The 25977-nt window shown below is 59.7% G+C and carries 24 protein-coding genes; 14 read left to right on the top strand and 10 right to left on the bottom strand.

Annotated elements, in window-relative coordinates; genetic code table 11:
- The first annotated feature begins 28 nt into the window (after positions 1-28).
- Both EN862_RS31650 and lpxD read left to right on the top strand, forming a co-directional pair.
- Positions 29-778, top strand: a complete 750-nt coding sequence (locus EN862_RS31650) for a DUF3313 domain-containing protein (protein WP_245519765.1) — start codon at positions 29-31, stop codon at positions 776-778.
- A 23-nt stretch (positions 779-801) separates the two neighbouring features.
- Entirely contained in the window at positions 802-2226 is a 1425-nt protein-coding gene (gene lpxD / locus EN862_RS31645; protein WP_348632096.1) for a UDP-3-O-(3-hydroxymyristoyl)glucosamine N-acyltransferase, read from the top strand.
- Here lpxD and EN862_RS31640 read toward each other — a convergent pair.
- Positions 2223-3368 (bottom strand): glycosyltransferase family 9 protein, encoded by a 1146-nt coding sequence (locus tag EN862_RS31640; RefSeq protein WP_127868210.1) that lies wholly within the window; start codon positions 3366-3368, stop codon positions 2223-2225. The two genes, lpxD and EN862_RS31640, sit on opposite strands and share 4 nt — an antisense overlap.
- A 570-nt stretch (positions 3369-3938) precedes the next feature.
- Between EN862_RS31640 and EN862_RS31635 the strand changes: the two genes are divergently transcribed.
- The 4 genes from EN862_RS31635 (at position 3939) to EN862_RS31620 (ending at position 7931) form a co-directional block, all read left to right on the top strand.
- Entirely contained in the window at positions 3939-5066 is a 1128-nt protein-coding gene (locus EN862_RS31635; RefSeq protein ID WP_127868209.1) for a porin, read from the top strand.
- Between the two features lie 276 nt (positions 5067-5342).
- Complete coding sequence (locus EN862_RS31630; RefSeq protein WP_127868208.1) at positions 5343-5840, top strand: hypothetical protein; 498 nt, start codon at positions 5343-5345, stop codon at positions 5838-5840.
- Positions 5841-6176: 336 nt separating this feature from the next.
- Positions 6177-7055, top strand: a complete 879-nt coding sequence (locus tag EN862_RS31625; protein ID WP_127868207.1) for an SDR family oxidoreductase — start codon at positions 6177-6179, stop codon at positions 7053-7055.
- A gap of 189 nt (positions 7056-7244) precedes the next feature.
- Positions 7245-7931: an aspartyl/asparaginyl beta-hydroxylase domain-containing protein gene (locus EN862_RS31620; RefSeq protein ID WP_127868206.1), complete on the top strand. Its 687-nt coding sequence runs from the start codon at positions 7245-7247 to the stop codon at positions 7929-7931.
- 149 nt (positions 7932-8080) lie between these two features.
- Here EN862_RS31620 and EN862_RS31615 read toward each other — a convergent pair whose 3' ends face one another.
- From EN862_RS31615 to EN862_RS31590, 6 genes are all read right to left on the bottom strand, one after another.
- A complete protein-coding gene (locus tag EN862_RS31615; protein ID WP_127868205.1) occupies positions 8081-9490 on the bottom strand; it encodes an amidohydrolase family protein in 1410 nt (469 codons plus the stop codon).
- A 62-nt stretch (positions 9491-9552) separates the two neighbouring features.
- The gene (locus EN862_RS31610; protein ID WP_127868204.1) at positions 9553-10071 is read right to left on the bottom strand and encodes a GNAT family N-acetyltransferase; all 519 of its coding nucleotides are present in this window, start codon (positions 10069-10071) and stop codon (positions 9553-9555) included.
- Positions 10072-10097: 26 nt separating this feature from the next.
- Positions 10098-11015: a DMT family transporter gene (locus tag EN862_RS31605; RefSeq protein WP_189401888.1), complete on the bottom strand. Its 918-nt coding sequence runs from the start codon at positions 11013-11015 to the stop codon at positions 10098-10100.
- A gap of 18 nt (positions 11016-11033) precedes the next feature.
- Positions 11034-12371, bottom strand: a complete 1338-nt coding sequence (locus EN862_RS31600) for an aspartate aminotransferase family protein (RefSeq protein WP_245519764.1) — start codon at positions 12369-12371, stop codon at positions 11034-11036.
- 103 nt (positions 12372-12474) lie between these two features.
- The gene (locus EN862_RS31595; RefSeq protein ID WP_127868202.1) at positions 12475-13734 is read right to left on the bottom strand and encodes an aminotransferase class I/II-fold pyridoxal phosphate-dependent enzyme; all 1260 of its coding nucleotides are present in this window, start codon (positions 13732-13734) and stop codon (positions 12475-12477) included.
- A 311-nt stretch (positions 13735-14045) separates the two neighbouring features.
- The gene (locus EN862_RS31590) at positions 14046-14747 is read right to left on the bottom strand and encodes a response regulator transcription factor (RefSeq protein ID WP_127868201.1); all 702 of its coding nucleotides are present in this window, start codon (positions 14745-14747) and stop codon (positions 14046-14048) included.
- A gap of 332 nt (positions 14748-15079) precedes the next feature.
- Here EN862_RS31590 and EN862_RS31585 point away from each other — a divergent pair, with 332 nt between their 5' ends.
- The 8 genes from EN862_RS31585 to nadC all read left to right on the top strand — a co-directional run bounded on the left by EN862_RS31585 (position 15080) and on the right by nadC (position 22545).
- On the top strand, positions 15080-15355 hold the full coding sequence (locus EN862_RS31585) for a hypothetical protein (RefSeq protein ID WP_127868200.1): 276 nt from the start codon (positions 15080-15082) through the stop codon (positions 15353-15355).
- A gap of 172 nt (positions 15356-15527) precedes the next feature.
- Complete coding sequence (locus EN862_RS31580) at positions 15528-16247, top strand: LuxR family transcriptional regulator (protein ID WP_127868199.1); 720 nt, start codon at positions 15528-15530, stop codon at positions 16245-16247.
- An 89-nt stretch (positions 16248-16336) separates the two neighbouring features.
- Positions 16337-16909, top strand: coding sequence for an acyl-homoserine-lactone synthase (locus EN862_RS31575; protein ID WP_127868198.1), 573 nt, complete (start codon positions 16337-16339; stop codon positions 16907-16909).
- Between the two features lie 40 nt (positions 16910-16949).
- Positions 16950-17660: an autoinducer binding domain-containing protein gene (locus EN862_RS31570; protein WP_127868197.1), complete on the top strand. Its 711-nt coding sequence runs from the start codon at positions 16950-16952 to the stop codon at positions 17658-17660.
- 471 nt (positions 17661-18131) lie between these two features.
- A complete protein-coding gene (locus EN862_RS31560; RefSeq protein ID WP_127868195.1) occupies positions 18132-19103 on the top strand; it encodes a hypothetical protein in 972 nt (323 codons plus the stop codon).
- 66 nt (positions 19104-19169) lie between these two features.
- Positions 19170-20144, top strand: a complete 975-nt coding sequence (gene nadA, locus EN862_RS31555; protein ID WP_189401890.1) for a quinolinate synthase NadA — start codon at positions 19170-19172, stop codon at positions 20142-20144.
- Positions 20141-21694: an L-aspartate oxidase gene (locus tag EN862_RS31550; protein ID WP_127868193.1), complete on the top strand. Its 1554-nt coding sequence runs from the start codon at positions 20141-20143 to the stop codon at positions 21692-21694. Before nadA ends, EN862_RS31550 begins: the two co-directional genes overlap by 4 nt.
- 2 nt (positions 21695-21696) lie before the next feature.
- The gene (gene nadC / locus EN862_RS31545) at positions 21697-22545 is read left to right on the top strand and encodes a carboxylating nicotinate-nucleotide diphosphorylase (RefSeq protein WP_127868192.1); all 849 of its coding nucleotides are present in this window, start codon (positions 21697-21699) and stop codon (positions 22543-22545) included.
- A gap of 486 nt (positions 22546-23031) precedes the next feature.
- On the opposite strand, the gene EN862_RS31540 is transcribed toward nadC, so the two are convergent.
- Genes EN862_RS31540 through EN862_RS31530 form a run of 3 tightly spaced genes read right to left on the bottom strand, consistent with a single transcriptional unit; the run spans position 23032 to position 25780 of the window.
- Positions 23032-23823, bottom strand: a complete 792-nt coding sequence (locus EN862_RS31540; RefSeq protein WP_245519763.1) for an ABC transporter permease — start codon at positions 23821-23823, stop codon at positions 23032-23034.
- Positions 23820-24716, bottom strand: a complete 897-nt coding sequence (locus tag EN862_RS31535; protein WP_127868191.1) for an ABC transporter permease — start codon at positions 24714-24716, stop codon at positions 23820-23822. Before EN862_RS31535 ends, EN862_RS31540 begins: the two co-directional genes overlap by 4 nt.
- Positions 24698-25780, bottom strand: a complete 1083-nt coding sequence (locus EN862_RS31530) for an ABC transporter ATP-binding protein (RefSeq protein WP_245519762.1) — start codon at positions 25778-25780, stop codon at positions 24698-24700. Before EN862_RS31530 ends, EN862_RS31535 begins: the two co-directional genes overlap by 19 nt.
- Positions 25781-25977 lie beyond the last annotated feature (197 nt).

The following is a 25977-nucleotide window of genomic DNA, read 5'->3' as shown; positions in this document are numbered from 1 at the left end:
ATCGGTGCCCCTACAGCCCGGCGGCTCCTTGGCCTCTTATGACGATATGGCCAAGGTCGACGGACGGATCAAGAAAGCCGAATACAAAGCCGTTCCGCAAGATCTAAACCAGACCAAGACGGTATACATCGAACCCACCATGGTCTCTGCCTATGCGGAGCAATCGGTTAAGAAGCCCTCGGACAGCGCGTTAGTCGCCAACGCCATCAACCGTGCACTCTGTGTCGGCGTCAGTGATCGTTTCCAAGTGGTCGACAGCATGAAGGATGCCGACCTCATAGTACACGCCACCGTGACGCGCATTGTGCCGACCAACGCCACGATGGCCGGCGTGTCGACCGCAACGTCGCTCGGAGCATCCTTCGTCTCGCCCGTGCCCGTTCCCAGATTGCCTTTGGGCCTTGGCGGCCTTGGCGTTGAAGCCGAGGCAACCACGAGGGATGGGGAACAGGCCGCCGCGATGGTGTGGTCCAAGGGGGCGAATTTCATCACCACCAGCGCGAGAATGTCACAAGTCGGAGATGCCTATTCCCTGGCTTCCAGCTTCGGCAATGACTTCTCAAAGATGCTCGTCACAGGCAAGACGCCGTTCAAGGGTCTGCCAAAACTTCCATCCTTTCAGAAGCTGAAGTCCAATCTCGGCGGCAAACCGAAATACCACGCCTGCGAAAGGTTCGGCCGGGATCCCGGTCTGAAGGATTTTGCCGGCTCCCAAATTGGTCTCCCGCCGTCCTGGACGGATAAGCCGCCGCGCGCGGTGAACAGCGGAAGTTTGTAAGAGCCGAGCCAGGGGGCGTTCAAATGGCACGACCCGGTGGCAAGCTGCGACCGACGGCCAAACATGCCGGCCGTCGATCTTTTGCCGCTCGGGCCTTGGCCCTGCTCCAGAGACTCACAGATCGCCTGATCGACTTCGGCATCGACGGCCTGGTGACGACGGTGATGGCCGTCCTCGTGCTGTTCCATCTGACGAAATGGGCCTCACGCCGCCTGCGCGACAGCCTGGTACCTGGGTCGGCCGATACGCAGCCTCATCAACTCTTTCCGCTCCTCCACACCGAGGGCCTGCCTCCCGAAACCGCGTCGCTCGCCAGCGGGCCCGCGGTCAGTCGGTCGGCCTGCAATCCCCGCCCCCCTGGCAGGCCGACCGACCCTGATCAACCGGCTCACAACAACGATTTGCGCACGGCCCAGACCGACACCAGCCGGGGCATAGCCTTGGCGGAAATTGCTCAGGACGCCGGGGCTCAGCTGCCAAACGATGCCGATCCAACGATGCGCCTGCACAGCGGCGCCAATCTCGATACCGCGCGGCCATGGCACATAGCCTATTTTGACGATGCCCGTCATGTGGAGGCGCTACGTGCCACCTGCGCCGGCGCTTGCCTGGTCGCTGAGCGTTTTGCCCATCTGGTGCCCGAGGGCACAATTCCCATTATCGTCCAGCATCCGCGACTGGCCTATGCGAGAATTCTGGCGCGAATGCATCCCGAGGCCGTCCGGGCCCCCTCACTCTTTGGCAGCGCCGGCGTGATTTCTGGGTGTTTCGTGCATCCGACAGCTCGCATTGGAGCCGGTGTGGTGCTCGACCCGGGGATCGTCATCGGGGAAGGGGTTGTCATCGGTAATGCGACCTCCATCGGCGCCCACGCTATATTGGGTCCTGACGTCGTGATCGGCGCGGATTGTTCCATAGGGGCCAATGTGACTATCGCCCACTGCAGCATCGGGGAACGGGCGGTGATAAAGCCGGGGGCATGTCTGGGGCAGGATGGCTTCGGGTTTGCGACGAGCCGTTCGGGACATTTCAAGCTCGTTCATCTCGGTCGGGTCGTACTTGGCAACGATGTGGAGATCGGCGCCAACACCACGGTCGATAGGGGCAGCGGCCGTGACACCGTTATCGGTGACGGGACCAAGGTCGATAATCTGGTGCAGATCGCTCACAATGTCAGAATCGGGCAGCGCTGCGTCCTGGCGGCTCAGGTCGGGATCGCGGGATCGACGACGGTGGAGGATGAGGTCGGCATAGGCGGCCAGAGCGCTATTGCTGGCCATTTGCTTGTCGGTCGCGGCGCTCAACTCGCGGCAGCCTCCAGGTTGATGCGAGACATTCCAGCGGGTGAACGGTGGGGCGGGATGCCGGCGAAACCGTTGCGGGAATGGTTCCGCGAAGTCACCACAGTCAAAAATCTGGCGAAACGCCGGAGCGGGAATTCGCCCTAAGGGCGCGTCGCCTCCGCTCTTAGCCCTCTATTTTGCGCAACGTCGATCAAATCGAGCGTCGCTGCTACCACGTCGTCGACGCGCAAGCGATGAACGCAATAGACCCGGCCGGGATTGTTTGGCATGCACATGCCGGCGGCAACACACTGGCAGGGCAGGGGCGGCGCCAAGGTTCGATGCGGCACCCCCACTGGGGACCAGACGTCGGGGGGCGTGAGGCCGTACAAGCCAACAACCGGCGTTCCGGTGGACGCCGCCAGATGCATCGGACCGCTTTCGTTCCCCAAGAAAATCAACGCGTTCGAAAGCAGCGCGACCAGTGTCTCAAGCGACACTCTCCCCACCAGGCTCACAGCCGGTGACACAGTTGATGCGAGTATGGTTTTCTCTGACTCTGTCTCATCGGGACCGCCAATCAGGAGGGTGCGAAGACCTCTGGCGGCAAAGATCTCGTCGATCACCGTGGCGAAATGTTGCGGCTGCCAGCACCGCCCTTCAAATCTGGCGCCGGCATGCACGGCAATGTATGCGTTTCCGATCAGCTCATTCACCGCCAAGAGTTCCTTGGCCTCTTCTCGAGCTCCAGCTGTCGGCTCAAGCCTGGGCGTGGCATCCGTCACATTGATATTGAGAGCGCGCAGAGGCGACAGATATCGGTGCAGATAATGGGGTCCTTCTGGGCCAGAGGGCTCAGCAAAGATGTTGGCTGGCTGCCTTTCCCAGAAGCGCAAAGGGTTTTCGGGGGGCTCGAATCCGACCCGCAGGGGGGCGCCGACCAATCCATGCAGGAGCCGGGACGTTCTGGAGTCGCTCAGATCGATTGTGAGGTCAAACCTTCGCCGGCGCAGCTCCCCGATCAAATCGTAGTATTCGCTCAATCGCGCGAGCAGGCCCTTACCCTTGCCTCGCCTGTCGAACCCCAGTGCATCATCGGCGATTTTTTGCGCAACCACGAAGCTGCAGAGTCCAGGCGTACAAAGTATTGTTATTCTAGCGCCTGGAAAGCTGAGGCGAAGATTCCGCACCACCGCGGACGTCAGCACCATATCGCCAATATATTTGGTCTGGATGACTAGGATGGATGCCACGATCGGCCGAGCATGCCGTTCCTTGCCCAACACAACTGAAAAGCCGTCAGCCATGATTTTCGATCCGGCTGTGGCCAGGTGGCGCGTAAGCGCCATGCATGCTGCTGAGCCGCAAAACTAAGCTTCCAACCCGGGGCATTATCTCAGCGGACCTCCGCGCTCGCGCACGGATGGCACTGAAACCTCGTCCTGCTGTTGCCGTGGATTTTGTGTTGTTAAGATTTGCTAAGCACCGGGAAGCAAAGGCCCCTTCCGCGCAATCTCGACGGAACAACCATACTCGTTTAGGCGACCGCTTGGCTTGCGAGCCGGCTGCGTCGGAAAATCTGCTCTCGCAGATTGCGCCCCAGATAATGTCGCGTTGCCACCAATTATTGTCTTGTTCGTATCATCTGTGCCAAAGGTTTCATTACGTTTCATAAGTATCATGCGTATCATATTTCGTGATATTTCAGCAACATCGCCATTTATAGCGATATTGAACCAAGTGATTTTATCATATTACCATTGAAGAATCGAAGTCGACCGATAATCCATTGCGAGGAGGCGGCGATATCTGCCGTTTCGATACGGGGACCGAGGCTAAAGTCTTAGCCGCCCCTCAACGTCACTGGAGGTCAGACAATGAACATCAAGAGCCTGCTTCTCGGCTCAACTGCGGCGCTGATTGCAGTTTCGGCAGCGCGTGCCGCCGACGCGATCACCGTCGCCGAACCGGAACCCGCGCAATACGTCAAGATCTGCGACGTCTATGGTGCCGGCTACTTCTATATCCCCGGCACTCAGACCTGCCTGCGCATTGGCGGCTTTGTCCGCTACGACATCGGCATGGGCGATCGTGAGGGGGTGCAGAACGTCCCGGACCATCTCAAGAGCGGCAAGAGGAACGACACCTATTTCAAGCAAGCCCGCTTCACTTTGAAAACATGGACTGGCGAAGAAACCGAACTCGGCACGCTGAAGACCTACACCGAAGTCCGCTTCAATTACGGCAACAACGCCGGGGATTACACCGATCAAAGCGGGAGCAACACAAAGCGGAATCACTGGCAGGCCGGCAACAAGGATGTGTCGTTGAACTTCGCCTGGATCCAACTGGGCGGTCTTCGCGTCGGTAAAGACGAATCGGCCTTCGACACCTTCATCGGCTACGCCGGTAATGTCATTGACGATACGATCGTCCCTTATGGCGAGTTCGACACCAACGTTATCCAGTACTACTTCGACGCCGGCAACGGCTTCTCGGCAGTTGTCTCGCTGGAAGAAGGGTCGGGCGTCAACACCATCGACAGCTACGTCCCGCATGTGGTCGGCGGCGTGAAGTACACACAGGGCTGGGGTGCCGTTACCGGCGTACTCGCTTATGACAGCAATTACGAAGCGATCTCCGGGAAGGTTCGCTTGGACGTCAACGCGACCAACGAGTTGTCCCTGTTCGCCATGGTTGGCTACGGCAACAAGGATGAGGTGACGGAGCCGAACACCGGACACAACTTCTACAAGCTTTGGGACGGCAGCTGGGCAATTTGGGGCGGCGGCACCTACAAGTTCAACGACAAGACTTCGTTCAACGTCCAGGTTTCCTATGACGAAGGCAAAACCCTCGGTCTGGCCGCGAACGTCGCTTATGATGTCGTCCCCGGTTTCACGGTCACGGCAGAGGTCGACTACTACAACAGGGCAAAGAGTGACTTCCGCCTCGTCAAGGACGATGGCGTCGGCGGCATCCTCCGCTTCCAGCGGTCATTCTAGCATCAGTAGCTTTTGCCATCCTGGTCCGCGGCCCCCAGCCGCGGACCATTTTTCTTTGTAGGAGATGCCCCGGTTAGCTCTGGCGGGCAGCCGGGGGTTGGTATGAAATAATTTGTTCATCGCATATGTTTGTACATATTTCTAAATATTAAAACATCGGGCCCTTACGGGTGGGGATATCTGGTCACGTATGACAACGCGGCCACAGACGTCGGCCTGATCGTCGCGGGGGTGACAACCCGGCTGAACGAGGTAGGATGGCTTGGCGCTCACGAAATGGACAGCGTTGCGTGCTTCGAACCAGTTGAGCCGCAGCCCCAGGATGCCATCAACGGTAATTCGGCACTGGCAGGCACGAAGGCCCGGCTGACACCTGGCAACTCCAAGCGGGTGGCTGAACCAAATTTGACGCGTTGGCGTCCAGCCGATGTGACCTCGATGCGACTTGAAGATTGGGCGGGCGCCGTTGCCGGACCCACCTATCTGGAATTGAACTTTCAGATTCCCCGGTCGACGTTGCACCGCTGGCAAAAGCGCAATCAGGTCATTGCATTGCGCAAAGGCCTTGGCAGGCACGTTTTCCCACTGGCGCAATTCGTGGACGGAAGGCCTGTTCCAGGAATTCCGGACGTTTTTGCCCTGGCAAAGAACCCACGGCTTGCATGGTCGTGGTTGGTCCACCCTTCGCCGCATCTGGGCGGCGATCTTCCTATTGACCTCCTGAGGCGAGATCTGGTCACTGAGGTGATGGCCGCGGCTCGGCGGGCTTTTTAGGTTGGCAATATCTGAGTTAAACGCCGGCCTGTTTCGCCTGCAGCAAATAATATGCTGGTTCGTATTCTGCTATCTGAATGATCCATAGCGAATGTATATTTTGTTATATTTCAGATTGGTTGTTGAATTGACTTAAATAGCTTTTCCAATCAAGTAAGATCGGGCCTTTGGTCGATCCAATTCTACCCGGTGTAGCCATTTGCCTGCCCGTCGCCACTACCACCCCCGGGGGCGACGGGCTCCACGGGGAGGCGACGGCGGAAGGGACAGAGCCATCCTGCTGCGAGCCGGCGTGCAGTGGGATAGTCCGGGATTTCTCCTCAAAAAGGATTTTTTATGGGAACTCCATTGCGTGGGAAATTTCTGGTGACGGGTGCCACTGGGCAGTTGGGAGAGCTTGTCATAGATGCTCTCCTGGGGCGACTTTCTGCTGACAGGATCGTTGCGGCTACACGCTCCCCTTTGAGCATTGAGGCGCAGCGCTTGCGGTCAAAGGGCGTCGATGTACGGGTGGTCGACTACAGGGAACCTGAGCTCGTCGCGGCTGCCTTTGAGGGGATGGAGCGATTGCTCCTTATATCTGGGACAGATGCTCATGCACGGGTTCAGCAGCACCGGAACGCGATCACCGCAGTCGAACAGGCGGGCATCGAACTGATCGTCTACACAAGCGTTCTTCGCGCGCCGGAGTCAGCTCTCGCGGTAGCGCAAGACCATAGGCAAACGGAAGCGGACCTCGTCGCATCCAGGGTTCCTCATGCAATACTTCGAAATGGCTGGTATACTGAAAACTACCTAGCGTCGTTGCGGTCAGCCCTCGATCGAGGGGTACTGTTCGGATGTGCGCGAGACGGCCGGATTTGCTCGGCAGCTCGTGCTGACTATGCTGAAGCTGCTGCGATCGTCTTGAGTACAGACGATCACGTAGGTCGTGTCTACGAACTGGCCGGCGACGAGGCATTCACTCTCGACGAATTGGCGTCGCAGGCTGCCTCGATTAGCGGGCAGCCCATTGTTTATCGAGACCTTTCCCCGTCAGAGTACCGGGACAAGCTGCGTGCCGCAGGATTGCGCGATGAGCTGGCAGACCTTTTGGTCGACTCTGACGCTTGCGCTGCAAAAGGCGCTCTCGAGGATTGCAGCCGCCAACTGAGCGTGCTCATCGGACGGCCGACCCGCCCGCTTGGCGAGGTGCTGGCCGACGGGCTGCGATGAGTTGTCCTCATCGCCATTGGACCACCTGGTGTGCTTCGCCGCGTCGCCTCGTACATAATTCTCAACAGAAATAAACAGAAGAAAACCGGAAGCCGGAATAGCTAAGTGGAAATGCCGATGCGCGGCTAGCGTGACCCAAGGGCCGCTGGACCTCACTCGCAGGCATCAGGTAACCCTATTGAGGAATGAATGTCACGCATCTATGATTTCGCAACCAATTTCGTGCGCCGGATTTATGAAAGGCGCATACGAGCTCCGGCGATCCTGGAGGCCGAAACTCAATTCCCCAACGCTGCGAAGTTTGTCGGCGCATGGAAGGATATCCGTGACGAGGCGCTCGCGGTTCGGTTGACCAAGGTTCCCCGGTTTCATGACATCATGCCCGAGCAGGCAGAAATCTCGGCCAATGACGGCCTTGATTGGCGGATGTTCGTGCTCAAAGCCTATGACATGACGATACCGGAAAACCTGTCGCGGATGCCGGTCCTCAGCCGGCTGCTAAATGAGAGCCCGGAAGTCAAATCAGCGGCAATCTCGTTCCTGGCGCCGCACAAGCACATTCCAGCTCATCGCGGGCCATTCCGCGGTGTTATGCGGTTTCATCTTGGCTTGGTGATCCCACGCCAGCCGGACGGTCGCCCGGCGACAATCATGATGATCAATCATCAGGAAAGGCGCATTGCAGATGGCGAATGCATGCTCTGGGACGATACCTTCGAGCACGAAGTGATGAATAAGTCCGATCAGCCTCGCGTCGCGCTTCTTCTTGATGTCTGGCGTCCAAACATGCCGGTCGACATGGAGATGCTGTCAAGGCTGATCGTGCGAGTGGTCCAGATAGGCATGCGTTATCGAGGTGTGTCCTTCGCCGGTTGAAGCCACAAGGGAACCGAATGAGCAAGAAGCAGGAGGCTATCGGCAGGGCGGTGGCTCCGTTCGGCGCATTCGAAGATGTGGTGCCGGCCCATAGAAGGCTTCGTGCGCACCTACAATCACACTGCGCAGGGCAAGAAACCTAAGGCCGATCAGGCAAGGTGAAGGCGGGCCGCAAGGCCGCGCACTGAACGGCGGGCGCGAGCGATCACGGCGGGCCTGTCGGCCTTCAGCACCTCTCCATGCTTTAGAACGCACTTGCCGTCGACGAACACGGAGTCGATTGTGCCAGCGTCGGCAATTACCGCGAATTCCAGCGCCGGATCAAGCCCAAGGTTTTCGGATACATCCGGCCTACGCACTACGAAGTCGGCCCGCTTGCCGACCTCGAGACTGCCAAGCTCCGAAGCCGCGCCTACCGTGGCAGCTGATCCGATTGTGCGCATGCGCAGGATTTCGGGGCCCGACGCGGCCAGCCCCGTTGCCGCCGCCGTTACCGTTGCCAATGTACCGAGCCCGCCAAAATGCACAGCGCGAGGAATGTCGCTTGCGATCCCGACCTTTACGCTGGCCCGGTGCAGCTCCACCATCCGGCCTTCGGCGCCGCCCCGGCCAAGCATCTGCAACTGCCCGTAGGGACACCATACTATGCCGACGTCCCGCGCCTTGAGGATCTGGACGTCCCCAGGATGAACGGCATTCATGTGCACAAAGGTGACGTGGCTGCCGAGGAGACCCTCTTCGCTCATGTGCTGCATCATGCTAGCCCCGAGCGCGTATTCCCGTTGACGGTAAAGGAGGGGCGCGTAGCCCAAATGTTCCTGCATCTGCACGCCATGCTCACGGGCCAGATCGAAGGCGGCGCGGAAAAGAGCTTGAGAGTCCGTGCCTTCGCCATAGAGGCCGACAAATGCTCTGACGAGACTGTTCCGGTCCTTGTTGCGGAATAATTGTGATCCCAGGCGGCGAAAGGCTTCGTCCCGATTTTTTGGCCAAAGGGCAAGAAAGGACTCGCTGACAAGTTCCGGGAAGTGTTTCTGGAGTTCGGTGCCGGCGTCGGCGACATACGGATCGGTAAGCCATATGCGAATGCCGAATTCATCCGCGACCGGGGCGACCGCGTCAGGCGAGAAGATGGTGCCCGGGTCGACGAAGCCAGTGTAGCCGCTTCTTAAATAGTCGACGGCCGCCAAGGCCGCGCTCGCATGCTCATCATCCGGCGTAAGCGCGGCTTTCCAGTCGCCCATGGTGACACTTGTCCCGTCCATGCAGGAAAGAACGCTGCGCGAGGTGTATTGGGAAATATGGACATGGGCGTCGATGAAGCCGGGATGGAGTATTCCTCCGCCTGCGTCGATCACCTCGCGGAAATCATGGCGAGAAAGGATGTCCCGACTGTATCCGACCGCAACAATCAGCCCGTCGTGGATTGCGATGGCGCCATTCGCGATCACATGGTCTTTTTCATCGACCGTCAGAAGCACCGCATTGTGAACGACAAGGTCATACATGGGCCTCTCATTCTTCGACGGACCCATCGTCTTCGCCGTCAAGACTTCCATGATTTCTCTCCCTGCTGAGGGGCTTGACGCGAGCCGTTAGCTCGCATTTCTTCTCGATCGCGTTACGGGCTCCGGCGCGCCTGGTAAAAACCCTTCACGCGATCGCCGTATGGTCTGTCTTCGATATGTTTGAATCCGATCTTTTCGGCCGCGCGAACAGCGCGTTCGTTCTCGGGCCGGATCAGCGCGACCACCCGCTCCAGGCCAAGTTCCTCGAAGGCATAGCGCAGGATCTCCCCGCCGAGTTCGGGACCGATCCCGTGGCCAGCAGCGTGCCCGAACAAGCAAAGGCCGTACTCGACATCCGCCGTATCCTCGAAGCGGCGCAGGCCCGCGCGGCCCGCGAATTCGCTTCCTGCCCGCGAATTTCCTTTGAGGAACACGCCGAAGAAGCCAAAGCCGTTCTGCCGCCAAGCCTGGACATACTGGTCCAGCTTTTCCTCGGTGTTCTGGCGGGACGGAGGCTCGCCTGAAAACAGCGATCGTACGACCAACGGATCGGTGTGCAGGCGATGAACGTCTTCGAGGTCGGACTTGGCCAGCGGGCGCATAAAAAGTCGCGGCGTCTGAAGAGTAAGCACGATCGTTCTCCTCCGAAAGGCGCGTTTCACAATTTTCGGGAGATCAGCCCGCGAACGATGAAAACGCTCGCGATTATCGGCATCACGAGCATCATTTGGATTGGAGTTGGCCTTTCGCCGAGAAACCCGGCGCCGAAGGCGATACTCAAAGCAGGGACCAAGTAGTGGTGCGTGCTGGCAAAGGCTGGCCCACTCAACCTGATCAAGCGATAGTAAACGACGTACATCACGGCTGTGGACACGACGCCGAGTAGCAGCAGTGCGACAAGAGCCTGCGCTGTCGGGGTGATCGCCCAAGGGCGTTCGAAGGCGAGGCTCAGCGGCAGCAACATTGGAATTGCGCAGATCATGACCGCCGTTCCAGTCACAAGCGCATTTTTGTCCTGTAGTCGGGCCACCGCGCGACCGGACAGCGCATAGCTTGCAGCTGCTCCCAAAAGGGCCGCAAGCGGTGCGGCACTTCTGCTTGAATACAACGTCGATACCGCGGAAGGGCTCAAGAACCCGGCCAGGCTGATAAAGCCCAGCAACAGACCGAAGATGGTTGCTCGCGATGGCTTCTCACGAAGGGCAAGACAGGCGAGAAGCACCGCGAAGAGAGGCGTCGTGGCGACCAGGATCGCCATTTCGCTCACCGGCACGGTCATGGAGGCCCACGCGATCAGATAGAGAGGCAGAGCGTGGCCGAACAACGCGATCTGCGCGTATCTGGCCCAGGCATCGAAGCTTGCGGGAAGGGATTCTGCATGGCCGAACCTCAACCACACAAGCAGCACAGTTGCAGCGATCAGCAGCCTCGCCGTCGCAAGGGTCGCCGGGGGCACATCAAGAACCGCGATCTTGATGAGAATATAAGAGCCCGCCCACCAAATTGAGACGGCGGCGAGCAGGAGGTAGGCGAGGAGCGATAGCCGATCGTTCGCGACTGCAAAGGCGCCTTTCATGACAGTCATTCTCCTGCCTCACGCAACAGCGGCGGACGGTGTCGTGGCGGCCAGCTTGGCCAATGCTCGACCGAACCGCACGGCGAGCGTGGCGATCTCGGCCGTTGCCATTGGGGTTGAAAGAGCCCCAAGACCGATGCGCGATAGGAGAATCCCTTCGTCGCGGCAGAGTGAGATCAACCGCGAAAGGCGCTGTCTTTGCTGCCACGAATGATAGGCGCTAGCGTAGTCCTTTACTTCTCCGTCGCCAATGAACACGCAAAATAGGGAGCCGGCGCCAGTGACATGCCCTCCTATATCTGAGGCAGCCAGTGTTGCGCCAAGTTCCGATCGAACTTGCGCTCCAAGGGCGGTGAGCCGCTCGATCTCCAGCTCGGTCAGGGCGCGCATGGCGGCAGCGCCTGCAACCATGCTCAGTGGATTGGCGGTGAAGGTCCCGGCCTGGGAGACGGGCGGTTTGCCGCGGCTTGGATCAAAGACACGCATGGTTTCGGCTCGACCGGCAACAGCCCCGATTGGCAGTCCGCCGCCGACGATCTTGCCGAAAGTGCACAGGTCCGGTTCAATCCCGTAGGTGGCAATCGCGCCGCGATAGCTCAGCCGGAAGCTCAGAACTTCATCCGAGATCAGCAGAATTCCATGGCGACCAGTGAACTCTCGCAGGAAACGGAGATACGAGGGATCGACGGGCACCAGCCCCGCGCGCGATGGAAGGGGGTCGATGACAACGCAGGCCAGCGTCCGCTTGCGCCGCTCCAGCACCCGCTCAGTCGCAGCGACGTTGTTGAAAGGAATGACGACCACCTCGGCCAGGACTGAGGCCGGGGTTCCGTGGTTATACGCCTGGGCCTCTGCGGTCCCCGTTTGCCAGTCGGAAGGAACGGGATCGAAACTTGCTTCCACATAGTCGTAGTTGCCGTGATAGGCGCCTTCGCACTTTGCTATTTGCGGGCGCCCGGTGATGGCACGCGCGGCCTTGATGGCCATCATCACCGCTTCCGATCCTGTATTTGTGAAGCGCACCTGCTCGAAAAAGGGCACCCTTTCGCAAAGAATCTCGGCGAGATCGATCTCACTCTCGGTGGGATTAGCAAAACTCAGTCCCCGGGCGATTTGTGTGACCAGCGCCGAGTTCACGTCAGGGTGGTCATAGCCATGGATCAGGGCCGTGAAATTATTCTGGAAATCCAGATAGGCGTTGTCGTCGACATCTGTCACATAGGCTCCCTTTCCGGATTTCAGATAAAGCGGAAAGGGCGCCTCGTAGACGCTGCTGCGAGTGTTGCCTCCAGGCATGACCTTTTTCGCACGCTCATGGGCCAGGCGAGAGATCCTCATTTGCTCGTGGCTGGTCATGTTCCGAAACTCCGATAAGCCGCTTTGTCCAGATGCGACTTGATTGAGTGGGCACCTGGGCCCTACAGGCCGCGACGAAGCCGACCTGATTGCCGCGTAGGCATCAGGCCGCCGTCAGTGCTTCTTGCTCATAGCAAGCGATCTTGGCGCAGAGCTGCCCGAGGTCCGAAAGCTCGTGACTTGCCGTCAGGCAGATGCGTATGCCTGACCGGCCCTGAGCAACCGTAGGAAAGAACGTCACGGATGTGTAAAAGCCTTCGTCGAGCAGGCGCTCCGCGAATTTGATGGCCGCGAATTCGTCACCCACCTTGATCATGCGGATCGGCAGCAGGGCGCCGCGCTGGTCAGTCTCGATGTGCTTGTCGAAAAAGGCAATCCGATCGGCCAAGCGTTCCTGGCGAAGCTTGAGCTCGGCTGTTTGGTGAATCTTCGCCGATGCGAGGGCGGCGCCAACGGCCGCGACATTCGGTGAAGCAGAGAATGCATGAGGAAGGGAGTAGTAGCGAAACAGCACTTCCTGATGCTTTGTTCCCAGCATGAGCATGCCGCCAGAAGCGCCGAAACCCTTGCCGAGCGAAGCCGCAACGATCGTGCGCTCGCCAAGGTCAGGGGGCAATTGCGAGCGCACAAAGCCTTCGCCGTTGTCACCAAAGATCGAAATGCCGTGCGCATCGTCGATGTAGAGAAAGAGACCATACTTGTCCTGCAACCTCAGAAGTTCTTTGATCGGCGCAAAGCCGCCCATCGAATAAACACCATCGCACACATAGGCGACGACCGGATGCTTCCGGCAAATCTGCTCCAAGGCATCGAGGTCGCTGTGAGGAATAGTCTCGACCTGGGTCTCTTGCGCCACGACCGGCCTGTGAAAGGCGAGCGAGGCATGGGCCAGACGGTCGAAAACCATCACTGGTTTCTGTCCTTCCGTCAGATGTCCAGAGGCAATGATCGGCAGTGCGCCCATGTTGGCAACCATAACCGTTGAATACGCAATGACGCGTGCGCCAAAGAGTTGGGAGAGGGTGCCCTCAAGATCGCCTATGAGCCCAAAATTCAACCGAGTGCGCGCACAGGACCAGTGAAGCGAGCCATATTCTTCGACTGCCGTGATGGCGCCGGCAACGATAGCCGGATGATTGTCGAGGCCAAGGTAGGAACAGCGCACATAGTCTGTGATCGTATTGCCTCGGCGGTCTCCTGCCGTGAGTGAGACGGTCCTTCCCAGTCCGCAGCGCCCGTAGACGGCCATCAGGCCGCGGCGGTGAGCCTCCTCGAAAAACGTTCGAGTCCGGTCGATGACCGAGGCAGTGTTGCGGAAGCGAGCAGCGCGGCCAGCCCTTGCTGGAGATTCTGCTGCCGACATCTGAACCTCCTTTCGCGAATAAAGGATCGAGCAGATGTGGCACATAAGCCCATCCTTCTTTCGCGGGTAAGCATCTTCCAAAAGAGAGGATGGATATAAAGAAGAACATTGTGCTTGCGGGTGAATTGTTGTTAATTTCTTTTGACAAGCAAGTTAATAATCAAACCAACCTTCACGGTTCTGTAACAAGATGGGGCGGAACTCGCATCCGGATCCGGCTGACCACGCCGGCGAGGGACAATCAGCTTTGTGGTAAGTTCACGGCATGCCGCAAGTGGTGGAGATGTTGGTGCAGGCAACAGTTCTGCCGATCAGGAATTGTCCGTATCATCAAGCATGTAGCCGGCGGATCGGACCGTTCGGATCGAGATTCCCGTTCGGAGCTTGTGCAGCGACTTGCGTAGACGACTGACATGTACGTCCACCGTGCGGTCGTCGACATGGATGTTTTTTGGCCAAGCGATCGCGATTAGGTCCTGGCGGCTGAAAACCTGGCGCGGATTTTCGAGCAGGTGCCGTAGCATGCGGAATTCAATCGCCCCTAGTTGGAATTCCCTATCGCCACTTCGCGCGCGCAAACTGTCGGGCCGCAGTTCTATGTTGCCGAAGCCAAGAACGTGGTGGCCGTGAATATTGCTGCGCGCGCCTGTCGTCCGCTTAGATCGCAAGGAAGCTAACAGCTTCGCTGGTACCAGAGGCCGGACGAGGCTATCGTCAACACCTGCCTTCAAAAGTTCGATATGCTGGTCTTCCGCGCCTGGTGCAATCAGCGCGACAAGCAGGGCAGCTCGAGTTGTCGGCTCCTGCTTCAGCTGGGCACACAGCGTGGCGATCGGGAGGCCGCCGGGACGACAGTCCAGGATGACTACGGCGGGAGATATTTCCCTCGCCCGTTCCACCGCATCCTCGACGTTGCCCGCGAGCAGGGCCTTGTATCCTTCCAAGCCAAGAATGTATTCGAGGATGATGTAGAGTTCTGCGTCTTGCGAGCAGATAATTGCCACTGGCTCCATCGGCAGCTCTGCTCCCGGTCGAAGGCGAGCCGAAATACGAGATCGCGCGCGGTCGTTCTCCTCTCGCCGCAATGCCAGCACCCGCTGGATTCCGACCTCGAAGGTGACACAATCAACGCTGACCGCTATCGCAATCGATCCTAGCGAAATAGGTAGTAGAATTACTACCTTGCCCAGAGCCGCTCAACGCGCACCTTGACCGCAAGACCAGGGACGGCACGAATGTGTCCGGGCAGATGCCCGAGACCGTGGCTCACTTCTGTGGGTGATCAACGTCCGGTCTAATGGCTTCGTCAGCCCCGCGCCGGACGCAACCCGCGGGAGATTTTGGCGTGGAACAACATGATAACGAAGACATACTGGCTGGCGGAAATCGCTTAACACTATGGCATTTTGCAAATCCTTCGGAGGCTGCTGACGCCGCAGTCGCCCTTTACGGTTCAGGGGCATCGCTCGCAGCTGCGTCCGCAGCCTTCACTGCCCGCTATGCCGGCCGCGAAGATGATTTTCGGTTTTGGTTCACTGTGTTTTCGCAACTGAGGCGCAGTGATAGAAAAGAACCGCCAGCACGGAAAACCTTGCCGGACGAACAGAAGCCGTCCGGCTGATAGCACATTTGAAGGTCAAGCGAGAGCGCTGCTAGGCTGAATTTGCGGCAGTGCTAATATCTCTGCCTGGGCTTGTTTTGTAGCTTCCGATGATTGAAAACGGTTTCAATAGCCTCAATGCATCATTAAACTCTGACCGTGTCCGTGGCATTCACGCGAAAGGAAGCGCCGGATGAATACCATGCACATACTTCAGGACGCCTTACAGTTGGCAAATGCCCCAACCGTCGGGGCGCTCATCGGACTCTATCGCGCCGCTATCCGCCAGTTCGGGTTTAGCCACTTCATCGTCACGGGATTGCCAAGCCACGGCCAGCGCTTCGAAAATCTGGTCCTTGAACGGTTCTGGCCCGAAGACTGGATGTCCCACTATCTATCGCGCGACTACATCAAGCGCGATCCGGTTGCGATGGCCTCCCTTGTCCTTAGGACGCCCTTCACCTGGAAAGAGGCCAGTATGCGCGCCAGCGCGTTGGGATCCGCTGGCGATCGCATCATGAGGGAAGGGGCCGATGCCGGCCTGAAGGACGGCGTATGTATTCCCATTCCCGTCCGCAACGCGCTCGCCGGCTGCATTTCGCTTGCCGGCGAGACGCCTATCACGCGCAAGGAGGCCCTAGAATCCGTGAATGTCCTGTCGCTTACTTTCGCGAGCAGGCTTCAATTGCTCGTCGACCGTAGCCGTCCCAAAGGCCTGACGCTCTCTGATCGGGAACGCGAGGTGCTAACCTGGGTGGCGGAGGGCAAAACAGCGTGGGAGATCTCGCAGATACTCGGCATATCCGACTCCACGGTGAACAAGCATATTGCTGGGGCTATGCGGAAGACTGGCTCCGTCACGCGCACGCAGGCCGTCGCAAAAGCTATGAGCTCGATGGAGATCGCCGGCTGAAGGATGCCGCGCGTCAATGGCTAAAGATGGCAATAGCCGGCGCGAGTTCCTCCTAAGAATGTCGCTCCAAAGAGGAGTGGCCGCATTTCATGATTCGTCTCATCACCGGTAGCGCTGACCCTCGCCACCAAGATCTTCTGGAGGAACACTACAGGTTGCGTCACGACATTTTTGTCGGCGAGCGCGGGTGGGCGGCGCTTGCCCGACCCGACGGGCGCGAGGTGGACGGCTATGATACACCCGAGGCAGTTTATGTGCTCGCCCTCGAGGATGACCATGTGGTCGGAGGGTACAGGTTTCTGCCGACGAGTGCCCCTCATCTTCTCCAAGATCGTTATTCGCACCTGGTCGATGGACCGGTACCGCATGGGCGTGAGATCCATGAATGGTCCCGATTTTTCATAAGAAGGGATCGTCGCGGAGGGAAGCTCTTCCGGCAGTTGATGAGCTCAGTTCCCAGCGTGTGCAGGCTTCTGGGCATATCGAGACTAACAAGCGTGATAGAGCCTGATTGGCTGACGCGGTTCGATGCCGCGAGTTTTCGCTATGGACTGCTCGGGTCGTTTGTCCAGGTGGCCGGCATGCAACTCGCCGCGGTGCAGATTGACATCGAACAAGCTCCCGAGCCGGGCCACGCAATCGGCTGGAATACGACGATTTAGGTAGGGACAAGATAGAGTCAGGCTAAACAGGGGTGCCTCGTTGGACGAACAAGTTCACGCTTTGATCGACGCCATCGATCTTGCTCGCGACGAACGCGCGGTGCGAAACGCTCTGAAGAAGTTTGTAGTGGATTGTGGCTTTGAGCGGTACGCATATCTCCATTCCGGTCTGACTGGCGCCGGGGTATCGAGCGATTATCCACCCGAATGGCGAGAGACCTATTTTCGCAAACGGTACTCCAGCATCGATCCCGTGGTGACGAAAGCGAAACGACTCAATGCACCTTTCTCTTGGTCGACCGAGGATCTACATCCAAGGCGACGATCGCCGGAAGAGCGGCGTTTCGTTTCAGAGGCGACCGACTTTGGTATTCGGTCAGGACTGACAATTCCCCTGCAAGTGAGTTTTGGAACCGTGGCGATGCTCACCTTGGCGTCCTCCCGTCAGTCCACTGAAATCTCGCCCCTACAAGACAGTCACCGGACAGCGACGGCGGTGGCTTTCGTCCACATCAAGCTGAGCATACTAAGCGCGGCTGAGTGTGAGAGGACGGAAACGCGGCTAACAACGCAGGAGGCTGCATGCCTCACGTGGTCGTCTCTGGGAAAATATATGCCGGAGATTGCTGCCATTCTCGGAATAGAGCACAGAACCGTGCAATATCATCTCGACAATGTGCGAGAAAAGCTCGGGGCGATAAACCTGCCACACGCTGTCCGTATTGCAATGGTTCGCAAGCTCCTCAATTGAATGACCAGTGCAAATGGTAACGCTAACTGTCAATCGAATAACGCACAAGTGTACCGGACCGGTCACCGCAAGTTCCATAATGTTGATTATGCAATTTCCGCTCGTAGCATCTATATAGCGATGCGACACTTGAGCAATTTAGAGATGCGACAGTCCGCGACTTCACATCTCAGACGGCTTGCCAACACGAAACTGAAAAGGAAGGCTGACGGCTCGCAACGCCGGCGCGGACCGAGCGCATTGCGCCCGTCGGATCTGGTGCGCGCTCGCTACCGGTACTTCGGCCCCACGCTTGCCCGCGAGAAGCTGCTTGAATGGCACCAGATCGCAGTCAGCACCGAGACGTTGCTAGGCACCGGCTGCGGCCGATGAAGACCGATCCAGGCCCGTTGACCGCGCCCCGGTCGCAGTCCACCTTCGTATCGAACCGATTCAACTTCTCGACCAGTGCTGACTGACGCGCGGGAGATCATGCAGGACCAGGCAGCGACAGGCAGCAAGGCTAAGCGTTCGAGCAAGGCCCACAATGCTAGCGTGGACTTGATCGCTGTCGTTGTGGCGATGACCGAGCATGGTCCAAGCGTCCTTGCCGTTGGGGCTGGCGATGCCTTGCCGTCGGGTCCCTTCGAGCATGGCCATCGCTCGCTGCAGTCCGGGCTGCGAGGATGGGTGGAACATCAGACCGGCCACCAGCTCGGCTACATCGAGCAACTCTACACGTTTGCCGACCGTGACCGGATCGGTAAAGAGCGCCAACAGCGAGTGATCTCGATCAGCTATCTCGCCCTGACGCGCGCAGAGCACGCCGCCGGCCCGGGCAAGCGCGCCTGGCGGAGCTGGTACGATTATTTCCCCTGGGAAGACCACCGTTCCGACATCCCCTCGATGGTCGCCGATATACTGCAGCCACGGTTGCTGGCTTGGGCGGACGGCGTTGGCCAAGACCATATCAGGCGCGAGCGCCGGCAGCGGGCCGCAATCGCCTTTGGCTTTGACGGCCGCCACTGGAACGAGGAACTCGTCCTGCAACGCTACGAACTTCTCTACGAGGCAGGTCTGATCGAGGAGGCGACGCGCGTGTCAGAGCGAAGCGCATCGCCGCGACCGGTACCCGGCGCCACGATGATAGCCGACCATCGGCGCATCCTGGCAACGGCGATCGCGCGGCTGCGTTCCAAGATCAAATACCGGCCGGTGGTCTTCGAATTGATGCCGCCGGTCTTCACCCTCCTCCAGTTGCAGCGCACCGTGGAAGCGCTCTCCGGGAGGCTGGTCCACAAGCCGAACTTCCGGCGCCTCATCGAGCAGCAGGAACTGGTCGAGGAAACCGGCGAGACGACCGCCGACACCGTCGGGCGGCCGGCGAAGCTCTTCCGCTTCCGCCACGCCGTTCTCGACGAACGGGTTGCCGCAGGGACGAAATTGCCACTATCGCGCGCTTGACAGTTCTTATTCTCATAATAAGAATATGTCCGGATTATACTCATCTAGAGAATAATTGGAGCGCCGATGCCTACTTCGCCTTCGACCGCCGCATCCCTCTACGATCGCGTCCGGCGAGTGATCCCGCCGATCGAATGGCCGGCCTTCACCGGCGACATCGACGCCATCCTGGCGCTCAAGCGCAAGCGCAACGCCGTCATCCTCGCGCACAACTACCAGACACCCGAGATATTCCACTGCGTGGCCGACGTCGTCGGCGACAGCCTGGCGCTCGCCCGCAAGGCGATGTCGGTCGATGCGGACGTCATCGTGCTGGCGGGTGTGCATTTCATGGCCGAGACGGCGAAGCTCCTCAATCGCGGCAAGACCGTGCTCATTCCGGATCTTGCCGCTGGTTGCTCCCTTGCCGACTCGATCACGGCTTCGGATGTGCGGCTGATGCGGCAGCGCTATCCCGGCGTTCCGGTTGTGACCTACGTCAACACCTCCGCCGCCGTGAAGGCAGCGTCCGATATCTGCTGCACCTCGGGCAATGCGCTTCAAGTGGTGGAATCGCTCGGCGCGCCGCGGGTGATCATGCTGCCAGACGAATATCTTGCGAAGAACATCGCTTCACAGACGAAGGTCGAGATCGTCGCCTGGAAAGGGCATTGCGAAGTGCATGAGCGCTTCAGCTCCGCCGACATACGCGAACTGCGCGAGGCACATCCCGGCGTAACGGTGCTTGCCCATCCCGAATGCCCGCCGGACGTCGTCGCGGAGGCGGATTTCGCAGGCTCCACGGCGGCGATGTCCGACTATGTCGGCCGGCACAAGCCGGCGCGGGTCGTGCTGATGACCGAATGCTCGATGAGCGACAACGTCGCGGTCGAGCATCCTGAGGTCGACTTCGTGCGCCCCTGCAATCTCTGCCCGCACATGAAGCGCATCACGCTCGCCAACATCCGCGCGGCGCTCGAGGAGAACCGCCACATCGTGACCATCGATCCGGGTGTCGCGGACCCGGCGCGCCGGGCGGTGGAGCGGATGCTCGCCATATGACCATGCAAAACCTCCACGGCCGGCCGGTCATCATCGGCGGCGGCATCGCGGGGCTGATGACCGCGCTGCATCTCGCATCGGAGCCGGTCGTCCTCACCTCCAAAACCTCCTTGGGACAAGAAGCCTCCAGCGTGCTCGCCCAAGGCGGGATTGCGGCAAGCCTTGGCGGCGACGACAGTCCGGACCTGCACCTGGCCGACACGCTCGCGGCCGGCGACGGGCTTTGCGATGAGAAGGCAGTGCGGCGCGTCGTCGAGGCGGCGCCGCAAGCGATCGAGCATCTCGCGCGGCTGGGCGCTGCTTTCGACCGTGCTTCCGACGGCACGTTGCTGCTCGGACTCGAAGCCGCGCATTCGCGCCGGCGGATCGTGCATGCCGGCGGCGATGCGACCGGCCGTGAACTGGTTCGCGCGCTCGCCGACGCCGTGTGGCGGACGCCTTCGATCACCGTCCTCGAGGGCGTCGAGGTGCGGCGCCTGACCGTCGAGGACGGCGAAATCGCCGGCGTGCTTGCCGTCGGAAACGGCGAGGCAATAACGCTCTCGACGGGACGCGTGGTGCTTGCGACCGGCGGCATAGGCGGCCTGTTCGACCATACGACGAACCCGCTCGGCTCGTTCGGCCAGGGCCTGGCGCTTGCGGCACGTGCCGGTGCTGAACTCGCCGATCTCGAATTCGTGCAGTTCCACCCCACCGCGCTCGACGGTCCGCGGCGCCCGATGCTGTTGATAAGCGAAGCGGTGCGCGGCGAAGGCGCGGTTCTCGTCGACGAGCGCGGCAGCCGCTTCCTCGCCGACACGCCAGGTGAAGAACTCGCGCCGCGCGACGTGGTGGCGCGCGGCGTGTGGCGTGAGCTTCGCGCCGGGCATCGCGTGTTTCTCGACGCCCGGCGGTGTCTCGGGGCGAGGTTCGCCCGGCGCTTCCCCGCGATCGCATCGCTCTGCCGGGAGGCCGGGATCGACCCCGCCTTGGACCCGATCCCCGTCCGGCCAGCGGTTCACTACCACATGGGCGGGGTGGCCGTGGACGCGGAAGGCCGCAGCTCGCTTCGCGGCCTGTGGGCCTGTGGCGAGGTCGCCCGGACCGGGCTGCACGGCGCCAACCGTCTCGCAAGCAACTCGCTCATTGAAGCAGTGGTGTGCGCTGCCTCGGTCGCGGCAAGCGTCGCCGCCGCCTCGCCTCCCGCGAACAGACGGCTGAAGCCGGCTATCGTGCCGCCGCGACCGGACGCCTCACGCATCCGCCCGATCGCTTCGCACGCGCTCGGCATTGAGCGCGACGCCCAAATGCTGCGCGAAGCTGCAAAGGCCTTGGCGCCGATTGTCGCCGGTCGCGATGCCGCGTCAGATCCCGCGCTGGTCGCGCTGATGATCACTATCGCCGCCCTTCGTCGGGAGGAGAGCCGGGGATCGCACTTCCGCATCGATTTTCCACGGCGCGATGCTCGGTCACGATCGCTGCGGTTGTCCATGAACGAGACGCTCGAAGCAGCGGCGATCCTTTCCGACGGAATACCCGACACTGCAACGCTGCTCGACAGGAGGGCTTGACCATGACTCTGACGCCTCTGCCGCGCGTGATGGTCGAGCCGCTGGTGCGCGCCGCCCTGCTCGAGGATCTTGGCCGCGCCGGCGACCTCACCACCGACGCGATCGTTCCTCCAGACGCCACCGCTACGATGGTGCTAGCCGCAAGACAGCCAGGCGTGATCGCCGGCCTCGCTGTCGCCGCCCTCGCCTTCGAGCTGATCGATCCACGAACCGAAGTCACCATAATCCACGCCGACGGCAGCGTCGTCTCCGCGGGAGACATCATAGCGTCGGTGCGCGGACCTGCCCGCGCGCTGCTCACGGCCGAGCGGACGGCGCTCAACCTGCTCTGTCATCTGAGCGGCATCTCGACACAAACCGCGGCGATCGCCGATGCTGTGGGCGGCCACAAGGCCAAGATCGTGTGCACGCGAAAGACCACACCCGGTCTGCGCGCCCTGGAGAAATACGCCGTGCGCGCCGGTGGCGGCGGCAATCACCGCTTCGGCCTCGATGACGCCGCTCTCATTAAGGACAACCACATCGCGATCGCCGGCGACATCCGCACGGCCATCGAGCGCGCCCGGGCGGCCGCAGGCCACATGGTCAAGATCGAGGTCGAGATCGACACGCTTGCACAGCTCCATGTCGCGCTGGCGGTGGGCGTCGACGCCGTGCTGCTGGACAACATGTCCATCGAGCAGCTGACCGAGGCCGTGGCGATGGTTGACGGCCGCGCGATCACCGAGGCGTCCGGCCGGGTGGCCGTGCAGACGGCACCTGCGATCGCCGCGACCGGCGTCGATCTGATCTCGGTCGGCTGGATCACGCACAGCGCGCCGATCCTGGATATCGGGCTGGATTGCCAGTAGCGAGAGGCAGATCGACATTGATCAGTGGCCATTGCGTACCGGCGCCCGCGGCTTCACCCTGTCGGCAAAGTCAGAGCCTCGGTCGCTCGCAAGGCAAGGTATTCGTCGCGATTGCCCGCCATATCGTCGCCTTAGCGGCGGTATTGCTCGGGATAAGCCGTGCACAGCTGGAATCTGAGGTGCCGGCACCGCGCCGTTGGCGAACACCTCGTCGGGTAACGTCCCGTGTATTTCAGGTTCAAATAGATCCGGCGCCACCTTCACTATGGTGACGTGGGACCAGGAGCACGGCTCCACAAGGTCCCTGACGTTCCAGACGGCTGCTCGCCAGTTCTGCCGCATCCTGCCTTGCTAATCTGCCCGCGTTTGAAAGCTCTGGACCAATTGGAACTGGTTTAATGAGCGAACGTGAGCTGGACCGCATCGACGTGCTGTCGAGGTCATTGAGCGGAGAATGACCAGCGTCGCAGTGGCAACCCTTCGTTTCTACGCGACTGCCTTGGAGCGCGCGGGGACAAAAAGCCTAATGAGGAAGAGGCTCAATACCGTGCTGACGGCGAGGATGTAGACGACCAGCGCGCTGATCGAGGGCGAGAAGCCAAGGCGCATCATGCCCCAAAGCCGAACTGGGAAAGTGCTTTGGCCACCGGTCAGAAGCAGAGTGACCATGGTCTCGTCGAACGATAACGCAAAGCATAGGACGAATGACGCCATCAGAGCCGGTCTGAGATTGGGTAGCACAACCCACCAGAAAGTCTGAAGCCGGCTGGCACCCAGATCGAGCGACGCCTCGACCAGAGAGGCGCCCATTTCACGCAGCCGCGTCACGATGGTCCGATAGGCGATCGCCAGCAAGATCGTGACATGGCCAACCAACACAGTCAAAAGCGACCTCGGGACGTCGGCCTCTCGAAAAGAGATAAGGAGCGCGAGCCCTGTAATGATAGGAGGCATTACAAACGGGAGGAAGATCAGGAACTCAATGAACTTTCTGCCCAAGCCAGCTCCTGGTGCGCAGTAAAGAGCAATTCCGGTGCTGATCGCCAGTGCGATCGTGGAAGCGACAAACCCGACGATCAGGGTCAATTTCAGGGCATCGACAATGTCGCCGTTGATGCTCTCAAACGCCACGATGGAGACTTGATCCCATTGGAACACGCCGCCGCGCATCGGCACGAAGGCGGTAACAATGGCCATGAGAATCGGCCCGTAAAGGACAGCCAAGATCAGCGCCGTCACTGCGCAAAGGACGACGACCGTGGAGCGTGCGGACTTCAAAATGTCACCTTTCCAGGTGGACGGATGCGAGTAGCCAATGCCAGAGCCACTGTGACAATCATCATCATGAAAATTGAGAGCGCGGCACCGAACGGCCAGTTGAAGCCGAGACCGAACTGACTGAAGATGATGCGGCCAAGTGTGAATCCGTTGGGCCCGCCAACCAGTTCCGGGGTGATGAAATCACCGATCGCCAGCACAAACGTGAATGTCAGCGAAACTGCCACCCCCGACAGGCTCAATGGAAATATCACCGTCCAGAAAATGCGCGTGCGACTGGCGCCCAGGTCGGCGGCCGCTTCGACCAAGCTTGCCGGAATGCGATCAAGGGACAGGAAAATCGGAAAAACGGCAAACGGCAGCAACACAGAGGTCAATGTCAAGAAGACCCCGTAGTAGCTTAGCGTGAAGAATTCGAGCGGTTGGGAGACAAGGCCCGAGGCCATAAGGAAATGGTTGATGACGCCATTTGTGCCAAGCAGATTGCGAACTGTATAGATCTTGATGACGTAGCTCATCAACAAAGGCACAGCAAACGCCACCATTAAAAGAGAGCGCCGCGTCGGGCCAAGAATCTTCATCAAATAGGCGGCCGGAAAACCGACCAGTGTGCATACAAGGGCTGTCGCAATGCCTATTACGAGGGTCCGTCCAATGACCATGCGGACGGTAGAGTCGGCCAAAATCCGAACGTAGTTCGACAGGTTGAAGTCGATAACGACGGCGGAGGCCTCAACTCGTCCGAAGCTGACGACGAAGAAAATACAAAATGGCCCCAGGATCAAAGCGATCGGCAAGATATAGGCGATGACAACGAGGCTATTGATCAGCCGGGCCTCTCGGGCGGATCCAAGCTCTGGGGTTTTCCTGAAGTTCACTTGCGGATGACCCACGTCTCTTTACCCTTCCAAGAGACCGTCACGCCGGCGCCTATTTTAAACGGCGCAGCCAATTGGCTGCTGAGTTGTTTAACGTGCAGGGTCGCACCGGGCGACTTGGTCGATTCAACTTCTACAAGCGACAACGGCCCGACGAAGGAAACTGATTTGACGTGCCCGGCCGGTGCGGATCCGTTTGCTCCGAGAAGCTCAACGTTCTCGGGTCTCACCGCAAGCGTCACCGCCTCGCCGGCGTTGAAATGCATCCCTTGATCGCCCCGGGCCACCGCCATCCCAAAAGGCGTCTCCACAGCGACGCCATCGCCGTTGACTGTCTTCACCTGCGCGTCAACGAGATTGTTGTCACCGAAGAAATCCGCGACATAGCGATTGCAAGGTCTATAGTAGACCTCTTCCGGCCGGCCGACCTGCACAACCTCCCCGTGATCCATGACGCAAATGCGATCGGCCAGACTGATGGCCTCTTCCTGGTCGTGGGTGATGAACAGGAATGAGGTTTGGATTTCGCGCTGAATGGATTTCAGGAACGTCTGCATCTGGTGGCGAAGGCCGGCGTCCAACGCGGCGAGCGGCTCGTCCAGCAGGACCAATCGCGGCTTGCAAATAAGGGCGCGCGCCAAGGCCACTCGTTGCCGCTGTCCGCCAGACATCTGCGCAGGATAGCGCGACCCGAGCTGGCCCAGCCCTACCAGGTCTAGCGTCTGCGCAACCAGCTTCTTGATCTCGTCGGCTGCCAGCCCTTTGACCCGGAGCCCATAGCCGACATTGGCAGCAACCGTCATGTGCGGGAAAAGGGCATAGTCCTGGAAGACAGTGTTGAACGGCCTGCGATTGACCGGGATGCCGTTAATCCGGGATCCGTTGAGAAGGATGTCCCCGCTTGTTGGTTCGACAAATCCGCCAATCATGCGAAGGATTGTCGTTTTGCCGGAGCCCGAGGGTCCCACTACCACAAGAAACTCGTTTTGGCCGATGTCAAGGTTGACATTGCGCAAGACCGTGTGGCTGCCATAGATCTTGCCGATATCTCTCATTTCGATAAGAGGCTGGTCGCTCATAAGCATTTCCCAATTAGCCGGTTAGGCTCCGCAACCCGTTATCCTGGCGGATCGCGTCGGCGATGCCACCGCCGCCAATCATGAGCCGCACCTATACTAAATTGCATGCAGAACGCAATACTGCAAATTCGCTTTGCGCCCCCCGGAGTCGTGCCGTTAAAACGCTACCGCGCTGGCACCGCCAAGCCCCGAAAGAA

The sequence above is a fragment of the Mesorhizobium sp. M2E.F.Ca.ET.219.01.1.1 genome (genome assembly GCF_004016445.2).
Lineage (GTDB): Bacteria > Pseudomonadota > Alphaproteobacteria > Rhizobiales > Rhizobiaceae > Mesorhizobium.
Note: the sequence above shows the minus strand (reverse complement) of the source record. Positions and strands in the feature narration are given on the sequence as shown.

What these genes read in the sequence shown, in the direction of transcription:
- lpxD (WP_348632096.1), top strand. Translation starts at nt 802, where the DNA reads ATGGCACGACCCGGTGGCAAGCTGCGACCGACGGCCAAACATGCCGGC.
- EN862_RS31640 (WP_127868210.1), bottom strand. Translation starts at nt 3,368, where the DNA reads ATGGCTGACGGCTTTTCAGTTGTGTTGGGCAAGGAACGGCATGCTCGG.
- EN862_RS31635 (WP_127868209.1), top strand. Translation starts at nt 3,939, where the DNA reads ATGAACATCAAGAGCCTGCTTCTCGGCTCAACTGCGGCGCTGATTGCA.
- EN862_RS31630 (WP_127868208.1), top strand. Translation starts at nt 5,343, where the DNA reads ATGGACAGCGTTGCGTGCTTCGAACCAGTTGAGCCGCAGCCCCAGGAT.
- EN862_RS31625 (WP_127868207.1), top strand. Translation starts at nt 6,177, where the DNA reads ATGGGAACTCCATTGCGTGGGAAATTTCTGGTGACGGGTGCCACTGGG.
- EN862_RS31620 (WP_127868206.1), top strand. Translation starts at nt 7,245, where the DNA reads ATGTCACGCATCTATGATTTCGCAACCAATTTCGTGCGCCGGATTTAT.
- EN862_RS31615 (WP_127868205.1), bottom strand. Translation starts at nt 9,490, where the DNA reads ATGGAAGTCTTGACGGCGAAGACGATGGGTCCGTCGAAGAATGAGAGG.
- EN862_RS31605 (WP_189401888.1), bottom strand. Translation starts at nt 11,015, where the DNA reads ATGAAAGGCGCCTTTGCAGTCGCGAACGATCGGCTATCGCTCCTCGCC.
- EN862_RS31600 (WP_245519764.1), bottom strand. Translation starts at nt 12,371, where the DNA reads ATGACCAGCCACGAGCAAATGAGGATCTCTCGCCTGGCCCATGAGCGT.
- EN862_RS31595 (WP_127868202.1), bottom strand. Translation starts at nt 13,734, where the DNA reads ATGTCGGCAGCAGAATCTCCAGCAAGGGCTGGCCGCGCTGCTCGCTTC.
- EN862_RS31590 (WP_127868201.1), bottom strand. Translation starts at nt 14,747, where the DNA reads ATGGAGCCAGTGGCAATTATCTGCTCGCAAGACGCAGAACTCTACATC.
- EN862_RS31580 (WP_127868199.1), top strand. Translation starts at nt 15,528, where the DNA reads ATGAATACCATGCACATACTTCAGGACGCCTTACAGTTGGCAAATGCC.
- EN862_RS31575 (WP_127868198.1), top strand. Translation starts at nt 16,337, where the DNA reads ATGATTCGTCTCATCACCGGTAGCGCTGACCCTCGCCACCAAGATCTT.
- EN862_RS31560 (WP_127868195.1), top strand. Translation starts at nt 18,132, where the DNA reads ATGCAGGACCAGGCAGCGACAGGCAGCAAGGCTAAGCGTTCGAGCAAG.
- nadA (WP_189401890.1), top strand. Translation starts at nt 19,170, where the DNA reads ATGCCTACTTCGCCTTCGACCGCCGCATCCCTCTACGATCGCGTCCGG.
- EN862_RS31550 (WP_127868193.1), top strand. Translation starts at nt 20,141, where the DNA reads ATGACCATGCAAAACCTCCACGGCCGGCCGGTCATCATCGGCGGCGGC.
- nadC (WP_127868192.1), top strand. Translation starts at nt 21,697, where the DNA reads ATGACTCTGACGCCTCTGCCGCGCGTGATGGTCGAGCCGCTGGTGCGC.
- EN862_RS31530 (WP_245519762.1), bottom strand. Translation starts at nt 25,780, where the DNA reads ATGAGCGACCAGCCTCTTATCGAAATGAGAGATATCGGCAAGATCTAT.